At 68.5% G+C, this 22,816-nt stretch carries 25 protein-coding genes; 13 read left to right on the top strand and 12 right to left on the bottom strand.

The window, feature by feature from the left end:
* Window positions 1-38: 38 nt before the first annotated feature.
* Genes EV650_RS11060 through EV650_RS11045 form a run of 4 tightly spaced genes read left to right on the top strand, consistent with a single transcriptional unit; the run spans window position 39 to window position 4,352 of the window.
* On the top strand, window positions 39-1,250 hold the full coding sequence (locus tag EV650_RS11060; protein ID WP_134117929.1) for a hypothetical protein: 1,212 nt from the start codon (window positions 39-41) through the stop codon (window positions 1,248-1,250).
* Window positions 1,247-2,491: an extracellular solute-binding protein gene (locus tag EV650_RS11055; protein ID WP_134117927.1), complete on the top strand. Its 1,245-nt coding sequence runs from the start codon at window positions 1,247-1,249 to the stop codon at window positions 2,489-2,491. The genes EV650_RS11060 and EV650_RS11055 overlap by 4 nt, the downstream gene beginning before the upstream one ends.
* The gene (locus EV650_RS11050) at window positions 2,488-3,528 is read left to right on the top strand and encodes a carbohydrate ABC transporter permease (protein WP_134117925.1); all 1,041 of its coding nucleotides are present in this window, start codon (window positions 2,488-2,490) and stop codon (window positions 3,526-3,528) included. Before EV650_RS11055 ends, EV650_RS11050 begins: the two co-directional genes overlap by 4 nt.
* Complete coding sequence (locus EV650_RS11045) at window positions 3,525-4,352, top strand: carbohydrate ABC transporter permease (protein ID WP_134117923.1); 828 nt, start codon at window positions 3,525-3,527, stop codon at window positions 4,350-4,352. Before EV650_RS11050 ends, EV650_RS11045 begins: the two co-directional genes overlap by 4 nt.
* Here the strand turns inward: EV650_RS11045 and EV650_RS11040 are convergent.
* From EV650_RS11040 to EV650_RS11015, 6 genes are all read right to left on the bottom strand, one after another.
* Entirely contained in the window at window positions 4,336-4,743 is a 408-nt protein-coding gene (locus EV650_RS11040; protein ID WP_166678081.1) for an STAS domain-containing protein, read from the bottom strand. The two genes, EV650_RS11045 and EV650_RS11040, sit on opposite strands and share 17 nt — an antisense overlap.
* Before the next feature lie 324 nt (window positions 4,744-5,067).
* On the bottom strand, window positions 5,068-5,703 hold the full coding sequence (locus EV650_RS11035; protein ID WP_134117919.1) for a response regulator: 636 nt from the start codon (window positions 5,701-5,703) through the stop codon (window positions 5,068-5,070).
* Window positions 5,696-6,925 (bottom strand): sensor histidine kinase, encoded by a 1,230-nt coding sequence (locus EV650_RS11030; protein ID WP_166678080.1) that lies wholly within the window; start codon window positions 6,923-6,925, stop codon window positions 5,696-5,698. Before EV650_RS11030 ends, EV650_RS11035 begins: the two co-directional genes overlap by 8 nt.
* A gap of 31 nt (window positions 6,926-6,956) precedes the next feature.
* Window positions 6,957-7,733, bottom strand: a complete 777-nt coding sequence (locus EV650_RS11025) for an ABC transporter permease (protein WP_134117917.1) — start codon at window positions 7,731-7,733, stop codon at window positions 6,957-6,959.
* Complete coding sequence (locus EV650_RS11020) at window positions 7,730-8,659, bottom strand: ABC transporter ATP-binding protein (protein WP_134117915.1); 930 nt, start codon at window positions 8,657-8,659, stop codon at window positions 7,730-7,732. The genes EV650_RS11025 and EV650_RS11020 overlap by 4 nt, the downstream gene beginning before the upstream one ends.
* A 92-nt stretch (window positions 8,660-8,751) precedes the next feature.
* The gene (locus tag EV650_RS11015) at window positions 8,752-10,542 is read right to left on the bottom strand and encodes an AMP-dependent synthetase/ligase (RefSeq protein ID WP_134117913.1); all 1,791 of its coding nucleotides are present in this window, start codon (window positions 10,540-10,542) and stop codon (window positions 8,752-8,754) included.
* 104 nt (window positions 10,543-10,646) lie between these two features.
* Here EV650_RS11015 and EV650_RS11010 point away from each other — a divergent pair, with 104 nt between their 5' ends.
* From EV650_RS11010 to EV650_RS10980, 7 genes are read left to right on the top strand one after another with little or no spacing between them, the layout of a single operon-like run.
* Entirely contained in the window at window positions 10,647-11,093 is a 447-nt protein-coding gene (locus EV650_RS11010) for a polyketide cyclase / dehydrase and lipid transport (RefSeq protein ID WP_134117911.1), read from the top strand.
* Window positions 11,094-11,097: 4 nt separating this feature from the next.
* Window positions 11,098-11,529, top strand: coding sequence for an SRPBCC family protein (locus EV650_RS11005; protein WP_134117909.1), 432 nt, complete (start codon window positions 11,098-11,100; stop codon window positions 11,527-11,529).
* A 4-nt stretch (window positions 11,530-11,533) separates the two neighbouring features.
* Window positions 11,534-12,853: an ArsA family ATPase gene (locus EV650_RS11000; protein ID WP_134117907.1), complete on the top strand. Its 1,320-nt coding sequence runs from the start codon at window positions 11,534-11,536 to the stop codon at window positions 12,851-12,853.
* Window positions 12,850-13,233 carry a hypothetical protein gene (locus EV650_RS10995; protein ID WP_134117905.1) on the top strand — a complete coding sequence of 128 codons (384 nt, stop codon included), beginning with the start codon at window positions 12,850-12,852 and terminating at the stop codon, window positions 13,231-13,233. Before EV650_RS11000 ends, EV650_RS10995 begins: the two co-directional genes overlap by 4 nt.
* Complete coding sequence (locus tag EV650_RS10990) at window positions 13,224-14,195, top strand: ROK family glucokinase (RefSeq protein ID WP_134117903.1); 972 nt, start codon at window positions 13,224-13,226, stop codon at window positions 14,193-14,195. The genes EV650_RS10995 and EV650_RS10990 overlap by 10 nt, the downstream gene beginning before the upstream one ends.
* A 58-nt stretch (window positions 14,196-14,253) precedes the next feature.
* Window positions 14,254-15,396 (top strand): ROK family glucokinase, encoded by a 1,143-nt coding sequence (locus EV650_RS10985; RefSeq protein WP_134117901.1) that lies wholly within the window; start codon window positions 14,254-14,256, stop codon window positions 15,394-15,396.
* A complete protein-coding gene (locus EV650_RS10980) occupies window positions 15,393-16,085 on the top strand; it encodes an endonuclease/exonuclease/phosphatase family protein (RefSeq protein WP_134117898.1) in 693 nt (230 codons plus the stop codon). Before EV650_RS10985 ends, EV650_RS10980 begins: the two co-directional genes overlap by 4 nt.
* 1 nt (window position 16,086) lies before the next feature.
* Here EV650_RS10980 and EV650_RS10975 read toward each other — a convergent pair whose 3' ends face one another.
* The 5 genes from EV650_RS10975 to EV650_RS10955 are packed head-to-tail and all read right to left on the bottom strand — an operon-like array spanning window position 16,087 to window position 20,110.
* Window positions 16,087-16,836, bottom strand: a complete 750-nt coding sequence (locus EV650_RS10975; RefSeq protein ID WP_369409951.1) for an enoyl-CoA hydratase family protein — start codon at window positions 16,834-16,836, stop codon at window positions 16,087-16,089.
* A 37-nt stretch (window positions 16,837-16,873) separates the two neighbouring features.
* Entirely contained in the window at window positions 16,874-17,284 is a 411-nt protein-coding gene (locus EV650_RS10970; protein WP_134117894.1) for a YybH family protein, read from the bottom strand.
* A 25-nt stretch (window positions 17,285-17,309) separates the two neighbouring features.
* Window positions 17,310-18,539, bottom strand: coding sequence for an ornithine cyclodeaminase, nickel-pincer nucleotide-dependent (locus EV650_RS10965; RefSeq protein ID WP_134117891.1), 1,230 nt, complete (start codon window positions 18,537-18,539; stop codon window positions 17,310-17,312).
* 52 nt (window positions 18,540-18,591) lie between these two features.
* Window positions 18,592-19,329: a hypothetical protein gene (locus EV650_RS10960; RefSeq protein ID WP_134117889.1), complete on the bottom strand. Its 738-nt coding sequence runs from the start codon at window positions 19,327-19,329 to the stop codon at window positions 18,592-18,594.
* On the bottom strand, window positions 19,322-20,110 hold the full coding sequence (locus EV650_RS10955) for an alpha/beta hydrolase (RefSeq protein WP_238174139.1): 789 nt from the start codon (window positions 20,108-20,110) through the stop codon (window positions 19,322-19,324). The genes EV650_RS10960 and EV650_RS10955 overlap by 8 nt, the downstream gene beginning before the upstream one ends.
* Window positions 20,111-20,480: 370 nt before the next feature.
* Between EV650_RS10955 and EV650_RS10950 the strand changes: the two genes are divergently transcribed.
* Complete coding sequence (locus tag EV650_RS10950) at window positions 20,481-21,245, top strand: lysophospholipid acyltransferase family protein (protein ID WP_134117887.1); 765 nt, start codon at window positions 20,481-20,483, stop codon at window positions 21,243-21,245.
* Window positions 21,246-21,313: 68 nt separating this feature from the next.
* Window positions 21,314-21,715: a DUF2237 family protein gene (locus EV650_RS10945; RefSeq protein ID WP_134117885.1), complete on the top strand. Its 402-nt coding sequence runs from the start codon at window positions 21,314-21,316 to the stop codon at window positions 21,713-21,715.
* On the opposite strand, the gene EV650_RS10940 is transcribed toward EV650_RS10945, so the two are convergent.
* Window positions 21,708-22,745: a type IV toxin-antitoxin system AbiEi family antitoxin domain-containing protein gene (locus tag EV650_RS10940; protein WP_134117883.1), complete on the bottom strand. Its 1,038-nt coding sequence runs from the start codon at window positions 22,743-22,745 to the stop codon at window positions 21,708-21,710. The genes EV650_RS10945 and EV650_RS10940 overlap by 8 nt on opposite strands.
* Window positions 22,746-22,816: the final 71 nt, after the last annotated feature.

Genomic DNA, 22,816 nt, shown 5'->3' with positions numbered 1-22,816 from the left:
AGTTTTAGCGCTAATATCCGATTTCGCGAGGAGACGCAGTGCTGGCTGTCAGCTCCGACCTGGGGTACGTCGAGGACGCCTTCGGGTGGGCCCGGAAGCGGGCCCTGGACTGGGTCCAGACCGAGGCCGAACCAGGCAACCTGCCGTCGTACTGGGCCGGTTACCCGTCCCGGCCGATGTTCTACTCGCGCGACGTCTGCCACCAGGCGGCCGGCGCGCACCTGCTCGGGCTGGACGCGGAGAACTTCGCGATGTTCCGGCACTTTGCCCGCTCGGCGACGCCGGCCCGGAAGTGGTTCCCGATCTGGGCCTTCCACTTCGACGGGCGGATCGCCGCCCTCGACTATCACAACGACGAGCACTTCGTCCGGGAGATCCCCGCGGTGTTCGACCTGTGCTACCGGGCGCTGGAACAGTACGACTGGACCGGTGACCGCCGCTGGATCGACGACCCCGACCTGGCGGCGTACTACCGGCACAGCGTCGGCGAGTTCGTCGAGGCACACGATGCCGACGGCGACGGCATCCCCGAGGCGGGCGGGACCGCGGACATCTTCCTCGGCACCGCCACCTACAACGAGCGCGAGGCGCCCCTCTTCATCGCGGGCGACGGCCTGGCAACGCAGTACGCGGTACTCCGCAAGCTCGGCCTGGACGCCGAGGCCGACCGGATCCGGGCCACGTACGACGAGTGGTGGAACGGCGACCACTTCGCCCGGGGCGTGACCAAGGACGGGCTGGACTTCGACTGGGGACTGGAGTCGCACACTCTGGTCCCGTTGTTCGGGCTGAACGGCGACGAACGTTTCCTCGACTACCTCGAGACCCAGATGGAGTCCCACCCGCCGCTCAACATCGAGTCGCTCAGCTACTACCCCGAGCTGCTCTTCAAGTACGGCCGGGACGAGTCGGCCTGGCGCTGGACCAAGCATCTGATCGACAGCCGCGACGACTACCCGGAGATCTCGTTCACCGTCGTCGAGCACCTGGTCGCCGGGCTGCTCGGCCTGCGACCGGACGCGCCGAACGCCGTGCTAACCGTCGAGTCCCACCTGCCCGCCGAGATCGGCGTCCTCACGGCCGACCACGTTCCGGTCGGCGACTGGGACGTCAGCATCCACCAGGAAGGCCGGCGTACGACCGAAGTCACCGTGCACAGCGGACCGGGTCCGCTGACCGTGACGGTCGGAACCGAGTCCCACTCCCTCGAACCGGGTCAATCCGCCCGGGTGACCAAGGACCCCTCATGAAGAAACTCCTCCTGCCCACTGCGATCGCCGTTCTTCTGGCCGCCGGTTGCGCGACCGGCAACGCCCCCGCCTCGAACAAGGCAGCTGACAACTCTGGTGAGATCAGCTTCTCGTTCTGGGGCACGAACTCCGAGGCCGCCTCGCTGAAAGCAATCGCGGCCGCCTTCGAGAAGGCCAACCCGGGCACCAAGGTGACCACGAACTGGATCCAGGCCGACTACGAGCAGAAGCTGCAGACCTCGATCGCGGCCGGTACCCAGTCGACGGTGATGGAGATCAGCAACACCAGCCTGGCCGGGTTCGCGCCCAGCTTCGCCGAGCAGACCGTTGACCCGGGCAAGTACGTGCAGCCGAACATCTCGGCCGCGATGCAGTACCAGGACAAGTACTACGCGATGCCGTTCGCCGCCAAGCCCAAGGTGATGGCGATCAACACCGACGCCTTCAAGGCTGCTGGCGTACCGTTGCCGAGCGCAACGACACCGCTGACCCTGGACGCGTTCAAGACGATTGCCGCCAAGCTGTCGCACGGCGACGGCAAGGCTCGCGTGTACGGGTCCAGCAACCTCTGGTACCGCGGCTGGCTGACCGCGGCCGGCGGCGGCTACTACAACGCCGACGCGACCGCGTGCACCTTCGGCGACGGAACCGGCGTACAGACCGCGCAGTACGTCGTCGACATGCAGAAGAACCGCTACTCGCCGACCTCGACCGACGTCCAGGGTCAGGACCAGGCGCAGTGGTTCGCGGCCGGCCGGCTCGGGACGTTCAGCGACTTCGGTCCGTGGACGGTCGCCGACTTCGCCAAGATCAGCAAGCCCAACTGGACCCTCGTGCCGGTGCCCGGTAAGGGGTTCCCGATGGAGGTCGACGGGCTCGGCATCGCGAAGAACGCGAGCGGCAAGAAGCTCGAGACCGCGAAGAAGTTCGTCGAGTTCGCCAGTACGCAGCAGGTCGCTCAGGACCAGCTGATCCAGGGCAACACCGCACTCGGCGTACCGATCATCGCCGCCTCGACGCCGACGCTGGAGAAGGTGCTGCCGGCCGAGCGCAACCTGGCCGCGTTCACCACCGCACTGAAGAGCGGCGAGGTCGGGCCGTCCGTCGCCAAGGAAGCGCAGATCTCCGGTGACGCCGAGAAGGGTATGAACAGCTACACCGCGCTCGGCACCGGCAAGGACGACGTCGCGAAGATCCTGCCGCAGCTCGCCGAGAAGTGCACGCAGGCCCTCAAGAAATGAACCCAACCATCGGCTTGATCCGCGACTGGGCGGCGTCCTGGGGCGTGCCCGCGGCCCTGGTGCCGCTGGTCCCGTTCCTGCTGCTGCTGATCGTCCTGTACGCCGTCATCGGACTGGCGGCGTACGGGGCGCAGCGGCGCTGGCCGCGGGCCGACAAGACGATCGCGTTCTGGCTGTTCGTGTCGCCGTGGCTGATCGGGTTCTGCCTGTTCACGGTCGGGCCGATGGCGTCCTCGGTCTACGTCAGCCTGACCTCGTGGGACCTGATCACGCCGCCGCAGTTCGTTGGTCTCGCCAACTACAGCGAGGCCTTCCAGGATCCCCAGGTCGGCCAGGCCTTGAAGGTCACCCTGCTGTACGCCGTGATCAGCGTGCCACTGCAGACCGCGCTGGCGTTCCTGGTCGCGCTGCTGCTGAACTCGGAGCTCTGGGGGATGCGGTTCTTCCGGACCATCTGGTATCTGCCTTCGCTCGTCTCGGGCGTCGCCCAGATGGTCTTGTTTCTCTGGGTGTTCAACCCGCAGTACGGCCTGGCGAACGACGTACTCGCGCACTTCGGCATCCAGGGACCCGGCTGGTTCAACGACTCGTCGTGGGCGTTGCCGACGGTGATCCTGATGAGCCTGTGGACGGTCGGCGGCGCGATGGTGATCTACCTGGCCGGGCTGAAGGACGTGCCGACGAATCTGTACGAGGCAGCGGCGCTCGACGGCGCCGGTCCAGTTCGGCAGTTCTGGCATGTGACGTTGCCGCAGCTGTCGCCGATCATCCTGTTCAACGTGCTGACCGGCATCATCGGCTCGCTGCAGATCTTCACCCAGGGCTTCATCGCGAAGGGCGGCCCGAAGGACTCGCTGCTGTTCTTCGTCTACTACCTGTACGACAACGCGTTCCAGAACTTCCGGATGGGCTACGCGTCCGCCCTGGCCTGGATCCTGTTCGTCGTGATCCTCGCGCTGACCGCGGTCACCCTCCGCGGCAGCGCGTTCGCCGTGTACTACGAAACCGAGATGACCCGGAAACGGAGACGTCGATGACGCGGCGCAGCATCCAGAACTCGGTCATCCCGTACGTCGTTCTGGTCCTTGGATCCGTGGTCTTCGTCTACCCGTTCCTCTGGATGATCGCGACCTCTTTGCGCTCGCTCGCGGGTGTCGGCAGCTCGGGTGCGAGTGTCTGGCCGCACGAGTTCCTTTGGAGCAACTACAGCCGCGCGGTGACGTCGTTCCCGTTCTGGCGGTACGCGCTGAACTCGGTGCTGACCACGGTGATCCCGATCGTGGGGACGGTGCTCTCTTGCTCGCTGGCCGGGTTCGCGTTCGCACGGCTGCGGGTGCGGTTCGCCGGCGTGCTGTTCGCCGTCGTACTGGCGACCATGCTGCTGCCGGGGGAGGTGACGATGGTGCCGCAGTTCATGCTGTTCAACAACCTCGGCATGGTCGACACGCTGTACCCGCTGATCCTGCCGGCGTTCTTCGGATCGCCGTTCTACATCTTCCTCTTCCGGCAGTTCTTCGCCCGCATGCCGTCCGAGCTGGCCGACGCCGCGGTCGTCGACGGCTGCGGCTGGTTCAAGACGTTCTGGCTGGTCTACCTACCGCTGGCCCGCCCGGCCGTGGTCGCCGTCTCGATCCTGCTGTTCATGGGCTACTGGAACAACTTCCTCGGCCCCGCGATCTACATCAACTCAGACAAGTGGAAAACCCTCCCCCTAGCCCTAGCCGGCTTCCAATCCGTCAACGGCACCGACACCCCGTTGCTAATGGCAACGTCCGTCCTGATCACGATCCCCTGCCTAGTGATCTTCTTCGTAGCCCAAAAACAGATCACGAACGGCATCACGTTCAGTGGTGGGAAGTGATGCCGATCGCTGCCGGGCGGTAGGCCGGGAGGGCGTCGGCGAGGGTTGGGTAGTGGTCTAGGGGGCGGTTGGGGCCGGTCGCTCGGATCAGGTCGGCGAGCCATTGGGCGGCGCCGGAGGCTCGTAGCCAGCCGCCGTGTTCGACGGCCAGTTCGTGAGCGTCGGCGAGTACGTCGAGGCCGGCCGCCTCCATCGTGGTGACGCGACGTAGGTCGACGACGAGGCGTGACAGCTTGGTGGTGATCACGTGCTGCAGTTCGCCGGCGAGCGTGGGCAGTGTGCCGACGTCGATCGGGCCGGCGACGCGGACGACGGCGCAGTCGCCGACGGCGCTCCAACTACAGACGAAGGCCCCACCCACGACTTTCGGCGAACGAGCGGAGCGAGCCACCCGGGGTCCAGGAGATGGTTTCATGTCATGACCTGTACCCACCGGCTAACGCTGGGTCAGTCTCGGCCGAGAGGTGAACTGATGGCACGCTGTTTGCGGTGACAAATTTGCACATGGTGGCAAAAATGTTCCGCAAAGCGGCCTGGCTCCGGGGTCACCAGGCAAATGCCCTCGAACCATGTGCAGCTCGACAGTACGTATACGCCCACTACCTCGCGATCGAGGCAGGCGCAGGCGGGCAGCCGATCGCAGTGGGCGTATACGTACTGTCGAGCTGCTGACTCCACGCCAGGAGCCGACGCCACCATGCGGCCGACGCGGGGGTTAGTCGCGGCCGAGGATGCCTTGTTCGTAGCCTTTGGCTACGGCGGCTGCCCGATCGGTGACGCCGAGCTTGGTGAAGACGTGGCTGAGGTGGGTCTTCACGGTGGCTTCGCTGATGAACAGTTCGCGGGCGATGTCCCGGTTCGGCGTACCCTTCGCGACCAGCTCCAGGACTTGCCGTTCGCGCGCGGCCAGCGGACTCGGTGCCGGTGTGCGGACCGCCGAGACCAATCGGGAAGCGACGGCGGGGGAGAGGACCGTGCGACCCTCGGCTGCCTGGCGGACGGCGTTGAACAACTCGTCCTGCGGCGCGTCCTTGAGCAGGTAACCGGTGGCGCCGGCCTCGATTGCGGGCAGGGTGTCGGTGTCGGTGTCCCAGGTGGTCAGGACCAGCACCTTCGAACGGATGCCGCGACGCGTCAGCTCAGTGATCGCGTCCAGCCCACCACCGCCGGGCATGCGCAGATCCATCAGGACCACATCCGGGTCGAGGTCCGCGGCCAGCTCGACCGCCTCGACGCCGTTCGAGGCTTCGCCGAGCACCGTGAATCCCTGTGCCGACTCGAACATTCCGCGCAGGCCGTTCCGGACGACCGGGTGGTCGTCTACCAGGATCAGCGAGATGTCGTCAGGCATGGAGCACCAACGGTACGCGAGCCGACACCGCCGTACCGAAGCCTGGTTCGGCCTCGACGGTGAGTGATCCGGCGATGCGTTCGGCGCGGGCGCGCATGCCGTCGAGGCCGAAGCCGCCGGTGCGGGTGCGGGCCGGAAGCGACAGCGGGTCGAAGCCCTTGCCGTCGTCGCGTACGTCCAAGGTGACCTCGCTGTCCATGAAGCTGAGTGTGACGCCGACGCGGGTCGCGGCCGCGTGCTTGGCCACGTTCGCCAGCGCCTCCTGAGTGATGCGCAGGAGGGTCGCCGACACCTCCCCGTGCAGGTGTTCCGCCGTACCGGTTACTGTGAACTCCGCCCGTACGCCGGTCTGCTCGGCCCACTGCTCGACCACCTTCCGCAGCGCGACGGGCAGGCCGTCGTTCGACAGACCGACCGGGGCGAGGTTGTGCACCGAGCGTCGGGCCTCGCCCAAGCTGTGCCGGGCCAGGTCGGTCGCGCGGTCGACGTGGTCCTTGACGGCCGCCGGGTCCGAGCTGTTCGCGACCACCTGAAGCTGGGCGATGATGCCGGTCAGACCCTGCGCGATCGTGTCGTGGATCTCCGCGGCCAGCCGGCGGCGTTCGTCGGCGATGCCCGCCTCGCGGGCCTGGACCAGGAGCTGGGCCTGCAGCGCGGCGTTCTCCTCGTGCGCCTGCTGGAGCTCGAGGATGGTGTCGGCCCGGTCGCGGGACCGCTGCTCCTCCTGCTCGGCGAAGTGGGTGACGAGTGTCAGCATCACGTTGTTGCCCAGCAGGAGTACGGCGAACACGATCCAGCGCATCCCGCCGTCCACCGGGATGCCGGCGGTCTGCGACCCGGCCACGGGGACCGAGCAGGCGAACAGCGCGGCCCGGCGCCGGCGACGGCCGCGGATCAGCTCCTCGACGTCGAAGTACCCGGCCACGGCGAAGAAGGCGAAGAACGGGTTGACCAGCGTGAGACCGAAGCCGAGCGCGTACCGGACGCCGTAGTACCCGGCCGAGAGACGGCTCGGGCCGCGCTCGGTGCGGTCGCCCCACAGCAGCTGGAGCACGACCGCCGCAACGACCCCGGCCGCGGCCAGCGCCTGCCTGGTCGCGGTCGGGGTGATGAGCTGCGAAGTCGCCGCCGAGAGCGCGGTACCGATCGCGAGCAGGCCGTACGGCATCCACCGGCGGAAGGCCTTCTTCCGCCGGTCGATCTGCGCGTCGGCCGTGGTCACGGCACTAGTTTGCCTTGCCAAGAGCACGGTCCTACTCCCAGCGGAACCACCGTGCCGCCGCGGCGGACAGCACGACCGCCCACCCGGCCAGTACGCCGAGGTGCGACCACGACGGCCAGGCACCCGCGAAGGCCTGGTCCAGGGCGCTGGCCGCGGCCCCGAACGGAGTGAGGACGACGATGTGCGCCATCAGGTCGGGCATCGCCTTGACCGGGATCCAGAGGCCGGCGCAGAACATGCTCGGGAAGAAGATCCCGGTACCGATCGCCTGCGCGACCTTCGCGGTCCGGGCCAGCGCGGTGACGAGCGCGCCGAGGGAGAGTGCGGCGGCCGCCGTGAGCAGCAGGGCCAGCGCGTAGCCGAACGCCTGTCGCGGCAGCGCCACGTCGAAGGCGAGCCGGCCGATCGTCAGGCAGATCAGGGCCGAGACCAGGGCCGCGGCACCGTTCAGCCCGAACTGGGCGCCGAGCAGGGCGGACGGCTTCACCGGAGTTGTTGACATCCGGCGCAGGATGCCGCGTTCGCGGTACCCGGTGATGACCGTGGGCATGGTCTGCAGCCCGATCATCACCAGGGCGATCAGTACCAGGACGGGGACGTACAGGTCGATCAGCCGGAGGCCGCCGAGGCCGTCGTCGGGCTTCCGGAAGGACGGGATGCTGCCGAGGATGATCAGCAGCAGCTGCGGGAACGCGACCACCCAGAACAGGGCGCCGGGCTCGCGGCGGAACAAACGCGCCTCGGTGCGCAGGACGGCGGCGTAGGGGGTGGCGTGCCGCTCGGGCGCGGTCTGGACGGCGGTGCTCATCGGTGGGCTCCAGTCAGGTCGAGGAAGGCGTCGTCCAGCGTGGCGTCGGTGACGCGGAGCTGATGCGCGGTGATGCGGTGCCGGGCGAGCAGCGAGAGCACGGCGGTGACGGTGTCGTCGGTGCCGCGGAGGATGAGCCGGTCGTCCTTGTGCTCGACCGACGCAAGCGCGGGCAGGGTCGCCAGGTCGGTGTCGTCGAGCGGTGCCGACGGCGTGAACGAGATGATCGTGGACCCGGACGCCTGGCTGATCAGCCCCTGCGGGGTGTCCAGCGCGGTGATCTTGCCCTGGTCGATCAGAGCGATCCGGTCACAGAGGCGCTGCGCTTCCTCCATGAAGTGGGTGACGAGCAGGACCGTCACTCCGCGGGCACGGACGTCCTCGACGACCTCCCAGGTGTCGCGGCGGGCGCGCGGGTCGAGCCCAGTGGTCAGCTCGTCCAGCACCACGACTCGCGGGTTGCCGATCAGCGCGAGCGCGATGAACAGCCGCTGCTGCTGGCCGCCGCTGAGTTTGCCGAACCGGGCGTCCAGCCGGTCGGTGAGGCCGAGCCGCTCGACGAGCACCCGCCAGTCGGCCGGGTTCGGGTAGAAGGCCGAGTACAGCTCGAGCGCCTCGCGGACGGTGAGCTTGTCCTGCAGCCGGCTCTCCTGGAGCTGCGCGCCGAGCACCTGGGTGACGGCGGCGTGGTCGGCGACCGGGTCGAGGCCGGCGATCCGGATCCGGCCGCTGTCCGGGACCCGCAGGCCCTCGATGGACTCGACGGTGGTGGTCTTGCCGGCACCGTTCGGCCCGAGGATCCCGAAGATCTCACCCTCGCCGACGCTGAAGGACACGTCGTCGACGACCGTCCGGCCCCCGTAGGACTTGCGCAGGTTACTGACTTCGACGACCGGTGCGCCCGGTGTCCCGCTGCTCGTGATCATGACTAGAGCCTCGCGGAACCGGCACCCCCGCCACATCGCCCAACGAGCTCGCTCCAACATCATCCAAATGGCTGATGCCGGGGGTCAGCCACTCACCTGGTGTAGAGGGCCTCGACGTCGGTGCCGTACTTCTCCATCACGATGTGGCGGCGGAGCGAGAGCTTGAGGGACAGCTCGCCGGTTTCCTGGGTCCAGTCGATCGGCAGGATCGAGAACTTCTTGATTGCCTCGGCGTGCGAGACGCTCGCGTTGGCCTCGTCGATCGCCTTCTGTACTTCGGCGATCAGATCCGGATCCTGGGTCAGCGAGGCGACGTCGGTCGGCTTCCCGCGCTCGGTCGCCCACGGGACGATGGTCTCCGGGTCGATCGTGATCAGTGCGGCGATGAACGGCTTGCCGTCGCCGACCACCATGCACTGGCTGACCAGCGGGTGCAGCCGGATCTGGTCCTCGAGCAGCGTCGGCGCGACGTTCTTGCCGCCGGCCGTCACCAGGATCTCCTTCTTCCGGCCGGTGATCCGGATGAACCCGTCGACGTCGAACTCGCCCAGGTCGCCGGTGTGGAACCAGCCGTCGGCGTCGATCGCGGCCGCGGTCGCCTCGTCGTTCTTCCAGTAGCCCTGCATCACCTGGCCACCCTTGAAACACAGCTCGCCGTCCTCCGCGACGCCGACCGACACACCAGGAAGCGGCCGGCCGACGGTGCCGATGCGGATGTCGTCGGGCAGGTTCACCGAGACCGCGGCGGTGGTCTCGGTCAGGCCGTAGCCCTCGAGGACGGGCGCGCCGATGCCGCGGAAGAAGTGGCCGAGCTTGTCACCCAGGGGAGCTCCGCCGGACACGGCGTACGCCACCCGGCCGCCGAGGACGGCCCGCAGTTTGCTGAAGACGAGCCGGTCGAACAGCATGTGCTTGGCCTTCAGCCCGAACGACGCGCCGCCCTTGTCCTGCGCCTGCGAGTACGCGATCGCGGTGTCCGCGGCGGCGTCGAAGATCTTGCCCTTGCCCTCGGAGTGCGCCTTCTGGCTGGCCGAGTTGAAGACCTTCTCGAACACCCGTGGCACGCTCAGGATGAACGTCGGCTTGAACGCGCCGAGGTCCTCGACCAGATTCTTCACGTCGGCGCTGTGGCCGACCTTGACCCGCTGCATCACGCAGCCGACCTGGATGATCCGGGCGAAGATGTGGGCCAGCGGCAGGAACAGCAGAGTGCTCGCGCCGTTCGTGTCGAACAGGTCGTCGAGGATCTTCACCGCGGGGTTGAGTTCGTCGAGGAAGTTCGAGTGGCTGAGCTTGCAGCCCTTCGGGCGTCCCGTCGTACCGGAGGTGTAGATCAGCGTGGCCAGGTCGGACGGCCCGACCGCGGTACGGCGCTTGTCGAACTCGGCGTCGGTGACCTCCTGGCCGAGCGCGGTCAGCTGGTCGACGGCGCCGGCCTCGATCTGCCAGATCTCCTGCAGCGCGGGCGCCTCGGCCCGGGCGGACTCGACGACCGCGCTGTGGGTCGCGTTCTCGACGACGGCGACGACTGCCTCGGAGTCGGTCAGGATCCACTTGATCTGTGAGGTCGAGGAGGTTTCGTAGATCGGCACGGTGACCGCGCCGATGCTCCAGATCGCGTAGTCGACCAGGGTCCACTCGTACCGCGTCGGGCTGAGCAGGGCGACCCGCTCGCCAGGCTTCACACCGGCCGCGATCAGGCCCTTCGCGACGCCGGTGACCTGCTGGGCGAACTCGGCGGCGGTCACGTCCTGCCAGCCACCGCCCGCTACCCGCCGGCTGAACACAGCAGTGTCAGGATAGGAGGACGCGTTCGCCCAGACCGGGTCGCTCAGGCTCCCAGTAGCGGGTTCGGTCACAGCAGGAACGGTGTACTCACGCATCCGCGTCTCCTCAGTCGGTCACGAATTGTCGACTTCCGGCGCACGCTACAGTCACCTACCCACAAGTAGCCAGGTTTATGTGACCCACGGAACTAGGTCCAGCTATGCCAGTGCTCGACATCAGTTGCGACGACTTGGTCGTTGCGGATCAAGCCTACGTCGCCGAGCGGCTCGGCTCGGACACCCTCTGGCGCGAGTGGTGGCCGGACCTCACCCTGACCCCGTCCGAGCGCCGCGGCCTGGAAGGTGTCCGATGGCTCGTCACCGGCGCCGCCATCGGTACGGCGGAATGGTGGTTGGAACCGGTCCGTGACGGGGTCGTCGTGCACTGGTACCTGCGTGTCGACCCGGCCCGCGCGGTCCGCGGCCAGGCCCTGGCCAGGCTGAAGGAGCGGTACGTCGCGGCGTACCGGGAGCACCTGTGGCGGTTCAAGGACGAAGCCGAAGCGGGTCGTCCGGCGGGCGAACGCCGTACCGGATCCGAACCCGCGATAGTCTCCGGTGAGGACAGTGGCAGTCCTGTGCACCAGACCCGACCGGCGAAGAGGTGAATCGATGGCGGAACAGACCACCTCGACCATCCAGATGAACGCGACCCCCAAGGAAATCCTGGCGGTGATCGCGGATTTCGCGGCATACCCGGAGTGGGCCGACTCGATGCGCGAGACCGAGGTGCTGTCCACCGACGAGGCCGGCCGGCCGAACAAGGTGCGGTTCAAGGTCGACGCCGGCGCGATCTCGGACGAGTACACGCTGGCCTACGTCTGGTCCCGCAACGAGGTGACCTGGACGCTGGTCGAGGCGAAGATGGTCAAGGGCATGGACGGCGCCTACGTGTTGAAGGACCTGGGTGCGGAGGGGACAGAGGTGACGTACCGCTTGGCCGTGGACGTGGCGATCCCGATGATCGGGATGCTGAAGCGGAAGGCCGAGAAGGTCATCATCGACACCGCCCTGAAGGGCCTCAAGAAGCGCGTCGAGTCCTGATCCAGTGACTCGGGTACTGCTGTACACAGGTAAGGGCGGCGTAGGGAAGACCACCTCCGCTGCCGGGACGGCCACGCTCGCCGCGCTGCGCGGGCTGCGCACGCTGGTGCTGTCGACGGACGCCGCACACTCGCTGTCGGACGCGTTCGACTCCGAGGTCGGCCAGGAGCCGACGGAGATCGACGACCTGCTGTTCGTTCAGCAGATCGACGCCCAGCGCAAGTTCGAGCGGTCCTGGGGTGACATTCAGAACTACCTGCGCTCGGTGCTGCACATGGTCGGTCTCGACCCGATCGAGGCCGAGGAGCTGACCGTGCTGCCCGGCGCCGCGGAGGTGCTCGCGCTGCTTGAGGTCCGCGACCACGTCCGGTCCGGTCGCTGGGACGTGATCGTCGTCGACTGCGCGCCGACCGCGGAGACACTGCGGCTGCTGGGGCTGCCCGAGGCACTGAACTGGTACCTGGACCGGATCTTCAACGCAGAGCGCAAGATGATGCGGACCTTCCGGCCGTTCTTGAACCGCGGGTCGAGCATCCCGATGCCCGACGACACGGTCTTCGACGCGCTCCGGCGGTTGCAGAGCGACCTCTCCGATATCCGCACGCTGCTGGCCGGCCCGGACGCCTCGGTGCGGCTGGTGCTGACGCCGGAGGCGGTCGTGGTCGCGGAGGCGCGGCGGTCGCTGACCAGGCTTTCGTTGTACGGGTACCGCGTGGACGGTGTCGTAGCCAACCGGGTCTTCCCGGCGGCCGGTGCGGACACCTGGCGGCGGCAGTGGGTTGCCGCGCAGCGCGGGATTCTCGAGGAGGTCGCGGACTCTTTCCGGCCGCTGCCGATCTGGGAGTCGCCGTACCGGGTCTGTGAGCCGGTCGGCGTCGAGGAGCTGGCCGCGTTCGCGGTCGAGATGTACGGCGGCGATGACCCGTTCGCGCGTGCCACCGACGAGACCTCGTTGTGGGTGGATCGGCACATCGACACCGACGGCCGGACGTACACGCTGACGATGCCGTTGCCCTTGGCATCGGCCAGCGAGCTGGAGCTGGCCCGGCACGGGGACGAGCTGATCATCACCGTCGGGTCGTACCGGCGGGTGCTGCCGTTGCCGGCGGCGCTGGCCCGGGGCGTGGTCGCGGGTGCGCGGCTCGACGAAGGGCGGCTGCAGGTGCGCTTCGCGCCACGGGAGAGTGCGCGGCCGGTGGCGCCTTCGGAGATGCCGAGCGGGTCGGGGCCGTTGGAGTCCGCGCAGGAGCTGGCGCAGGGCCTGACGGCCGAGTTCCACGAGCAGCTGGCCCTCCGTGAGGCCGCGATCGGGGACGGCCGGTGAGTAGGGAACCGGTCGGTTCGATCGCAGAAGAGGCCGCGAAGCTGTTCGCCGTACTGCAGAACGCCGCTGGGGACGAGCCTCCGCCTGCGGACTCTGCGGATGAGAAGCATGAGCACAAGCTGGGGCCGGACTGTGTGTGGTGTCCGGTCTGCCAGTTGATCCACCGGGTGCGGAACACCAGCCCGGAGACGATCGAGCAGCTGTCGACGGCCGCGGCGCAGGTCCTGGGCTCGTTGAGAACTCTGCTGGAGGCCGCGGCGGACGCGGCCCGGCAGTCGCGGGAGGACGCAGCGCCGCGATCCCCGCAACCAGACGAGGAAACGAACCGGCCCCGGGTGGACCGGATCGACGTGAGTGAGGACCCCGAGCCATGGGACTGACGATCGGCATCGATGTCGGCGGTACGAAGATCGCCGCCGGCGTGGTCGGTGAGGACGGCGTGATCGGGGCCCGCACGCATCGTGACACCCCGGCGGACGACGTCGACGCGACCGCGGCGGCGATCTGCGACGCGGCAGCCGAGCTGATCGCCGGTCACGACGTGGAGGCGGTCGGGATCGGTGCCGCCGGGTTCGTCTCGTCGGACCGCTCGACCGTACTGTTCGCGCCGAACCTGGCCTGGCGCGACGAGCCGCTCGGGGCGCGGGTCGGCGAGAAGCTGAAGATCCCGGTGGTGGTCGAGAACGACGCGAACGCGGCGGCCTGGGGCGAGTTCGCGTTCGGTGCGGCGAAGGACGTCGAGCACATGGTCTGCATCACGGTCGGCACCGGGATCGGTGGCGGCGTCGTGGTGGAAGGCGAGTTGCTCCGTGGCGCTCATGGTGTCGCGGCCGAGCTCGGCCACATGCGCGTCGTACCCGGTGGGCATCGGTGCGGGTGTGGGGCGCGCGGCTGCCTGGAGCAGTACGCGTCCGGGCGTGCGTTGGTGCGCGAGGGGCGTGCGGGTGCCGAGTCGGGTTCGCTCGCGGCGGTGCAGATGCTCAGCGTCTGCGGGATCACCGACCCGGCGGAGCTGACCGGGCCGATGATCACCGAGGCCGCGATGGCCGGCGACCCGTGCGCGGTGGAGTTGCTCGAGGACCTGGGCCGCTGGCTCGGGGAGGGGCTGGCGAGCCTCGCGACGATGTTCGACCCGACGCAGATCGTGATCGGAGGCGGGGTGAGCGCGGCGAAGGAGCTGCTGATGAAGTCGGCTCAGCTGGCGTTCGAGAAGAACCTCCCGGCCAAGTCGAACCGTCCGCACGCCTCCTTCAGCCTCGCCGAGCTGGGTAACGACGCCGGCCTGATCGGCGCCGCCGACCTGGCCCGCCGGCCGGCTCCGGCGCCCGAGAAGACACGGTGATTGTCCTGACCAGGGATACTGGACTGGGGACCGGGGGTACCGCGAGGAAGGTCGAACCTTGGCTCTGACACAGGCTCTGACGATCGGGATCGACATCGGCGGCACGAAGGTCGCTGCCGGAGTGGTCGACCCGGAGGCCAACATTCTGGACCGGTTGCGGCGGGACACGCCGACGACGGACCCGAAGGAGACCGAGGACGCGATCGCGGAGATCGTCCGCGACCTGGAGTCCCGGCATGACGTGATCGCGGTCGGAATCGGCGCCGCCGGGTTCGTCGACGGGACGCGGTCGTCGGTGCTCTTCGCGCCGCACCTCGCCTGGCGGCACGAGCCGCTACGGGATGCGGTCGAGCGCCGCCTCGGTCTACCGGTCGTGGTGGAGAACGATGCCAACGCGGCCGCGTGGTCGGAGTGGCGCTTCGGCGGCGGGCAGGGCGAGAGCCATCTGGTCTGCGTGACGCTCGGGACCGGCATCGGCGGCGCAATCCTGAACGACGGCGCCTTGCAGCGCGGGAAGTTCGGCATCGCGGGCGAGTTCGGCCACATGCAGGTCGTCCCCGGCGGTCATCGCTGCGAGTGCGGGAACCGCGGCTGCTGGGAGCAGTACGCGTCCGGCAACGCGCTCACCCGCGAGGCCCGCGAGCTGGCGCTGTCCGGCTCGCCGGTCGCGCACAACCTGCTGCGTGCGGCCGGTGGCGATCCGCGGAAGATCAACGGACCGATGGTGACCGAGCTGGCCAAGGACGGCGACCCGGTTGCGGTCGAGCTGCTCGAGGACGTCGGCCGATGGCTCGGCATCGGCCTCGCGAACCTGGCCGCCGCGCTGGACCCCGGCACGTTCGTGATCGGTGGTGGCGTGTCCGATGCGGGTGAGCTGCTGCTGGCACCGGCTCGCGAGGCGTTCAAGAGGACGCTGACCGGTCGCGGGTTCCGGCCGGAGGCGCGGATCGTTCGCGCGGTGCTCGGCCCGGAGGCTGGCCTGGTCGGTGCGGCCGACCTGGCGCGCGAAGAGGCGACCTGGTTGCGCCGGGTTCGGGTCAAGACGACCGCGGTGACGGCGAAGACGGCGGCTGCGCGTGGCCGGTCGACCCGCTTGGACAGGGCGGCTCGGAAGTCGGCAGGACGCCGTACCGGGATGCGGGCGGCGGCGCAGGACGCGGACCTGCACCCGGCTGATCTGAACGGCGACACCGACGGATGAGTGACAGCCCGCCGCTGCGGGTGTTGTCGTACAACGTGCACCGCTGGGGCGACGACCGTACGGCGCTCGCCCGGGTGGTGAAGGCGTGCGCGCCGGACGTGATGCTGGTGCAGGAAGCGCCGACCTGGTGGGGGACTCGGCGGAAGCGTCGCGCGATGGCGGCGACGTTCGGCATGCGGTACGTCGCGGCGTCGGCCCGGAACGCGATCCTGGTTGCCGACGGCATCGATCTGACCGGCATCCGCGGCCGGCGGATCTGGCGCCCGTTCATCCGCCGCCGACTGAACTTCATCGCCACCCAGCTCCCCGGTGGCGCGGTCGGCGGTGTAGTTGTCCTGGGCTCGACCCGACTAGCTGTCGTCGTTTGCCACCTGGGCCTGCATCCCCGTGGCCGGGTGCATGAGATCGCTCAGGTCCTGACGCTGTGCCGCTCTTTCGGTACGCCGTACCTGCTGGCCGGCGACGTCAACGAAGAGCCCGACGGCCCGATCTGGAAACGCCTGGCCGAGGAAGGCCTCGTCGACCTGGACGCCGGCCCGACCTTCAACTCCACCACGCCCCACAAACGCATCGACGCCGCCGAACTCACACCTGGGCTGAACGGCCGCCGCCGCCACATCCCGGCAACTCGCGAGGACCTGGCCGCCGCCTCAGACCACCTGCCGCTCCTGGTGGAAATCAGGTCCTGAATCAGCGGTTGCGGCGGTTGAGGAAGGCGAGCATCGCTTCCTGGGCCGCGGAGGAGCCGAACAGGCTGGCCGACAGTTCCGCGAGATCCTTGCCGCGGGCATCGATGTCGGCGAGCAAGTCGCGGTTGAGCAGCTTCTTGGTCTCGCGCAGCCCTTGCGGAACGCCCTTCAGCAGAGACGCGAGCACGGTGTCGACGGCCTCGTCGAGGTCGCTGTCGGGGACCGTCAGCGTGAGCAGGCCGAGCCGCGCCGCCTCGAGTGCGTCGAACGCGTTGCCGGTCAGGAAGGTGTACGCCGCCGCGCGGTCCGTCAGCCGTGGAAGGACGGTCAGCGAGATCGTCGCCGCCGCAAGCCCCAGCCGTACCTCGGTCAACGCGAACGTCGCACTCTCCCCGGCAACACTGATATCGGCCGCCGCGACCATCCCGATCCCGCCCGCCCGAACCGGCCCGGCCACCCGCGCGACCACCGGCTTCGGGTTCGCGACGATCGCCCGCTGTACGTCGACCATCCGCTGCGCCCCGACGCCCATCCCCACCGTCGTCGCCTCGGACAGGTCTGCACCAGAACAAAACACATCCAGCGCCGACCGAACTACGACCACCCGCACCGCATCGTCCGCCCCGGCCGCGTCCAGCTGCTCGAGCAACTCACCCGTCAACTGCTGCGACAGCGCGTTCTTGTTGTGCGGCGAGTCGAGCGTGATCGTCGCGACGCCGTCGGCCACTTGCAGGTGTACGAGTTCGGTCATGGACCCCATCCAACACCGTGCCGGCGAATCACGCTCGCTAGGCCTTCGGGACTAGGGGGTCGCCGTGGCGGTGGACGATTTTCCAGCCGTCGGGCTCGTCGCGGAAGATCATCGTGGCGCGCAGGATGTGCGGGTGGTCGCCGGGACGGTCGGCGTACTGGACCGTGCAGCGCTCGATCGTGACGGAGTACGCCACCTCGGCGCCGGCGTGCTTGTCCAGGTATTCGAACTCGACCTTCGCGCCGCTCGGCCGGAACTGTGACGACGCCCACTCGTAGCGTGGGCCGATCTCGGACCAGCCGACTTCCTGGCCGCCGAAGCCGCCGAAGATCGAGGTCTGCTCGCTGTGTGACACCAGCGGCAGCCACAGCGACGGGTCGCCGTTCACGAACGCGGTGTTGGCCTCCTCGAAGCGGCGCAGGAACGACTCGAAGTCCTCACTCACCATGACACCAGCCTGTACGCCGACAGGGTCACTTCAAGTCGGCGTACGACGGCGACAGCTCGCGGGCCAGGTGCTCGATGAACAGGCCGACGTCGGTGACGATCCCGCGCGCCTGCGACGAACCGCGGTCGGCGAGCTTGGTCACGGTGGCCGGGTTGATGTCCACGCAGGTCAACGGGATCGACGCCGGCAGGATGTTGCCAGTGGCAACCGAGTGCAGCATGGTCGCGGCCATCAGGCAGTACCCGACGCCGTCCAGTTCGGCCCGCATCGCACGCTGACCCTCGAGTACGTCGGTGTAGACATCGGGCAGCGGCCCGTCGTCGCGCACCGACCCGACCAGCACGAACTTCCCGCCCTTCTTCACCAGCGCGTGCATCACGCCCGAGGTGAGCACGCCCTGCTCGACAGCGGCCTTGATCGACCCGGCCTTGCGGATCGTGTTGATCGCGCGGATGTGGTGCTCGTGCCCGTGCTCCACCCCGCGACCACGGGCCAGGTCGACGCCGAGCGACGTACCGTACAGCGACGACTCGATGTCGTGGGTCGCGAGCGCATTGCCGGCGAACAGCACATCGACGTACCCGGCCTCGACGATCGCGACCATCGCCGGCGCGGCACCGGTGTGCACGATGCCCGGGCCGCCGACCCAGAGGACCTTCTGACCGTTCGCCTTCGCCTCACGCATGCCGTCCGCGACCTGCTTGACCAGGACCCGCTGCGGCTTCTCCGACGACACGTCCGACTCCATGAAGCCGAACCCGTCCTCGGTGCTCGTCACGATCGGGGGAGTGACCCGGACGCCCTGCGCGCTGGTGATGATCCGCATCCCGGCGCGGACGTCGGACATCGGGATCGTCCGTACGACGTCACCCTCGACGATCAGCCCGCAGTCCATCTCCGGGTTCTGCACGAGAACCCAGTGGCCGCCGAGCCGCACGCTCGTCGGCAGGTTCGTGGTCGAGTAGAACCCGTCCGGGAACACGCCGTCCTGCGAGACCTCGGTGATCTCCGGCGTACCGGGGTCGACCAGGTTCGCGCCCTTGGTCTGGATCCGCATCAGCAGCCGCTGCAGCGACTCCTCGTCGTCCGCGCCGACCGTCATCCGGACCGTGGACGGGTCGTCCTTGTCGTAGCCGAGGTCGAACTTGTCCAGCGTGTACTCGCCGCCGTACCCGCGGATGTCGTCGAGGACCCGGGACAGCAGCCCGGAGTCCATCAGGTGGCCGGTGATCTCGACGGTCTCGGTGACCTGCACGGGGTACCCTCCCTCGGGACTCGTCGGATTGTCCGACGATCCGAATGCTAGCTCAGACGACCGCCCCGTCGTCGCCGCCGTCTCCCGGAGGAAGACGGTCCTTCATCCGGAGCACCAGCGTGAGGAATCCGCCGATGAATCCGGTCACGGCGAGCGTGGTGATCCGGCCGGTGCCGAAGTCGAGCACGGCGGCCGCGATCAGCAGCAGCGGACCGCCGAGCAGACCGAGCCAGGCGAGCCGGCTGATCCAGTCCAGCCGCGGTCCGCGCGGCGGCTCCGGCGGGACGAAGTGGTCGTGCGGGTCGTCGGCCTTCTTCGCCGGCTTGGTGTCCTCGTCGTCCTCGTCCGGTGTGTCCTGGACGGTGAGCCCGGACGGTACGTCGATCAGCGGTTCGTACTTCTCGTCGACATCCTCGCTCGCCGGCCACCGCGGGACCGGGTCCTCGCCGCCGTCGTGGCCGGGCGCGGACGGCTGGCCGAACTGCTCGACCAGCGACTGCCACTCCGCGTCCTCGGTACTGCGGTCGATCACCGGGCGGGCCTTTTCGACCTCGGCTGCGTCGACGAAGATCTCGTCGTACCCGACCGGTATCCGGACCGATTCCTCGGGCTCCTGCGGCTCCTCGGGTGCACGGGCTTCGCTCTGGTCCGGCGTACGCGCCTCGCTCTGGTTCTCGCAGTACGCCGCGATGCCGGCCGCGGCGAGTGCGTCCAGCACCGGCTCCGCGATCAACGGGTCGATCCTCCCGAGCGACGTGTACGACGCCGCCGTCAGTCCGTTGTCACGCATCGCTGCTGCCGCCCGGGTGCCCGTTCTCGCTGAGCCGGCGGATGAAGGCTGACGTGTCCGCGAAGATCCGCGGTGCGTCGTTGTCCAGAGTTGCCACGTGATAGCTGTCCTCGAGCAGGGTCTGGGTCACATCGCGGGACGAGATCGACGACAGCACCGTCCGCCCCGAGCTCGGCTCCACCACATGATCGACAGTACTGCGGAACAACAGCACCGGCTGCGTGACTTCGGCCAAATCCGCACGAGTCAGCTTCCAGAGCTTCGACAGCGACAGCAGTGCGCGCAGCGGCATCCGGTCATACCCGTACTCGTCCGCGCCCTGCTTCTTGATGTCGTTCGTGATGCCTGGGAACGACGGAACCAACCGCGACAGCACCGGCAGCACCGCCAGCCGCTTGTCATCGGTCCGGACCGACGGGTTGATCAGGACCAGACCAGATATGTCGACACCGTGCTGCTCGGCCAGCCGCAGTACCAGACAGCCGCCCATCGACAGGCCGACCAGGAACACCTGGTCGTGCTCCTTGCGCAACCGGTCCAACTCTTTGTCGAGTACGGCGTACCAGTCCGGCCAGCCGGTCGTGTTCATCTCTTGCCAAGTGGTCCCGTGTCCGGGCAGCCGCGGTACTGCGACGCCGTACCCCTCAGCGGCCAAGTGCTCGCCGAACGGGCGCATCGAGACCGGCGAGCCGGTGAACCCGTGACTCAGCAGGACTCCGACAGCGGCGTTCTCCCCGGTCCCCGGGCTGCGAAACTCCGCCGCGTGGGCTTGCACTGGCACGCTCGACTCCTCGCCGCTCACGGTCCTCACAGACGCCCGGACCGATCAGGGTCCGAGCGTCACTCAATGGTCGCATCAAGTACCTCGTCAAGACACGTCTGGCACGACGAGGTACAGGCTGCTTCCAGTCTGCATCCAGGTGACAACACGGTGAGCAACACCCACATTCCTGGCGGTGACATTGCCTGAGGGGGAAGCTGGAACGTAGTGTCCGCACCGGAACGGTCGGCGCGCCGAGGTTGTCGCCTGACCGCCACCGGCGGGCACTGGTGCCGGAAGAGGGTACGGCCGAGGATGGCTGGTGAGGGTTGCCGGGCCGCTTTCGGGCACAGTCGGGTGATTGTCGGGCGAGTGACGGAGGTCGAGACGGATGCTGTACTTGTTCCTCAGACGGTTCGTGGTCGCACCACTGATCAACCTGCTCTTCCGGCCGAAGGTGACCGGCGTCGAGCATGTGCCGACCTCCGGGCCGGCGTTGCTGGTCAGCAACCACCTCGCGTTCTCCGACTCGATCTTCCTGCCGGTCTCGATACCGCGGCAGATCGTGTTCCCGGCCAAGTCGGAGTACTTCACCGGCCCCGGCCTCAAGGGCAAGCTGGTCGCGACCTTCTTCCGCTCGGTGGGCCAGATCCCGATCGACCGGTCCGGCGGGCGCGCCTCGCTGGCCGCGCTGAACACCGGTCTCGGCATCCTCGAGAAGGGCGGCCTGTTCGGGATCTACCCGGAGGGCACCCGCTCGCCCGACGGCCGCCTGTACAAGGGCAAGACCGGCGTGGCCCGGATGGCGATCGTGGCCGGCGTCCCGGTCATCCCGGTCGCGATGATCGACACCGACAAGCTCCAGCCCTCCGGCCGGATGAAGCCGAACCTGTTCTACCGTGAGCCCGGCCGGCTGCTGCCGCGGAAGGTGCGCCCGGGCGTCGCGTTCGGCAAGCCGCTGGACTTCTCCCGCTACGAGGGGATGGAGCGCGACCGGTTCGTACTCCGTTCCGTCACCGACGAGATCATGTACGCGCTGATGGAGCTGTCCGGCCAGGAGTACGTCGACATGTACGCCGACAAGGCCAAGGAACTCATCAAGGCCGGCGAATCGGTCGACGCCCACCTCCGCCTCGGCGACACCAAGGCCAGCTGACCCCTTCGCTCAGCGACACGAACCTCGGCTGACCGTTTTCCCGCCTGCCGCCGGAGAGGATGGTCGGCATGGATTCCGTGGACACCGACCTGAACGTTCTCGGCGAACCGCTCGAGGAGTGCGGGACCGACCCGGTCACCGGCTTCTACCGGGACGGCTGCTGCACGAGCGGCCCCGAGGACCTCGGCAGCCACACGGTCTGCGCGGTGATGACGGCTGAGTTCCTCGCCCACCAGGCCGCGATCGGGAACGACCTGATCACCCCGCGCCCCGAGTTCAACTTCCCCGGCCTCGAACCCGGCGACCGCTGGTGCGTAGTCGCCGCCCGCTGGCTCCAGTCCCACCACGCCGGCGCCGCCGCCCCCGTCGTACTGGCCTCCACCCACGCCCGAGCCCTAGAAACCATCCCCCTAACCGTCCTCAAAGACCACGCCGTAGACGTCCCCACCGACCCCAGCTCTCTCACCTGACTTCGAGGGTTGGGGAGGATCGTGTGCCCGTATCGGGCCGAAATCCTCCCCACTCCGGTGAAGTGACCCGCGAGGTCAGCGAGCAGCCGGGGGAGCAGGGGCGGGGTGAGCCGGGCCAACCGCGGTACCGGAGAGTGGCGGTCACCTGTGCGGCCGCGTCGCAGGGGCGACTGACGAGTTGATAGCCGAAGCGCAACGTCACTTTGCCGCTCGTCGCTGCCGCGTTGTCCCTGGTCATGTCGCGCCAGCGGCTCATGACGTCCGCGTGCCCGGCCTGCCCGTCCAGCTCGACGATGACGTCGTACGGCACATACTCGGCGTCTCGATAGACGGCGACTCCCGTGGTCGAGTCCCGGACCTGTCGTTGGGCTCTCGGTAGGCCGTGGGCGCGTTCGACGCGTCGGAGGTATGCGTGCTCGAGGAAGGAATGAACGCCTTCGGCGGCGTCACCGAGGATCCTCCGGAGAATCCGGCGTCCGGGGAGTTGCGGCAACGAGTCCAGCTCAGCCAGTAGCCGCACGGGCGTGGTCATGCGCTGCCGGCACGCGTCGAGCAGTACGGCGGCTCGCCGAGCGACATCTGGCTCTGCGCCCGCAGTCAGCAGCAGCGCGACGTCCAGCCGCACGCTGCGTGGTTCGCGAGACCCGTGCAGGAGCGAGATCAGGTTGCGATGGCGACTGATCGTGATGCCGGGTCGCGGATCGACCCGCCGACCATACGGTACGGCGAGCTGGACCCGATCGTCTCGCCAGTCACCGGTGACGGCGTACCGGCGCAGGGCAGTTTCACCGGTCAGCGCCGCCCCCGGTCCCAAAGCCAGGTAGGCGGCCCACATCCTGGTCTCCCACGGCAGAGGTCCGGTGAAGTCGACGTACACGCCGGTGTGGACCCGTTGCAGCTGCCGCAATCGGCAGCCCCGCCGCAATACCTTGTCTGTGATCCCGTCCGCCATCGCCTGCGCCCGTGTGAACGCTCCCGCCTGCAGTCGCCGCACCTCCGCCAGCGACCGCGCTAATCCCTCGTCACTCATACCTCAAAACATGCACCTCCCCACCCGGTCCGCCGCCCGCGACCTCTCACCTGTGGACAACCACTGTGGGG

Source organism: Kribbella kalugense (genome assembly GCF_004365875.1).
Classification (GTDB): Bacteria; Actinomycetota; Actinomycetes; order Propionibacteriales; family Kribbellaceae; genus Kribbella; species Kribbella kalugense.
This window is presented reverse-complemented; position numbering and strand designations above follow the sequence as displayed.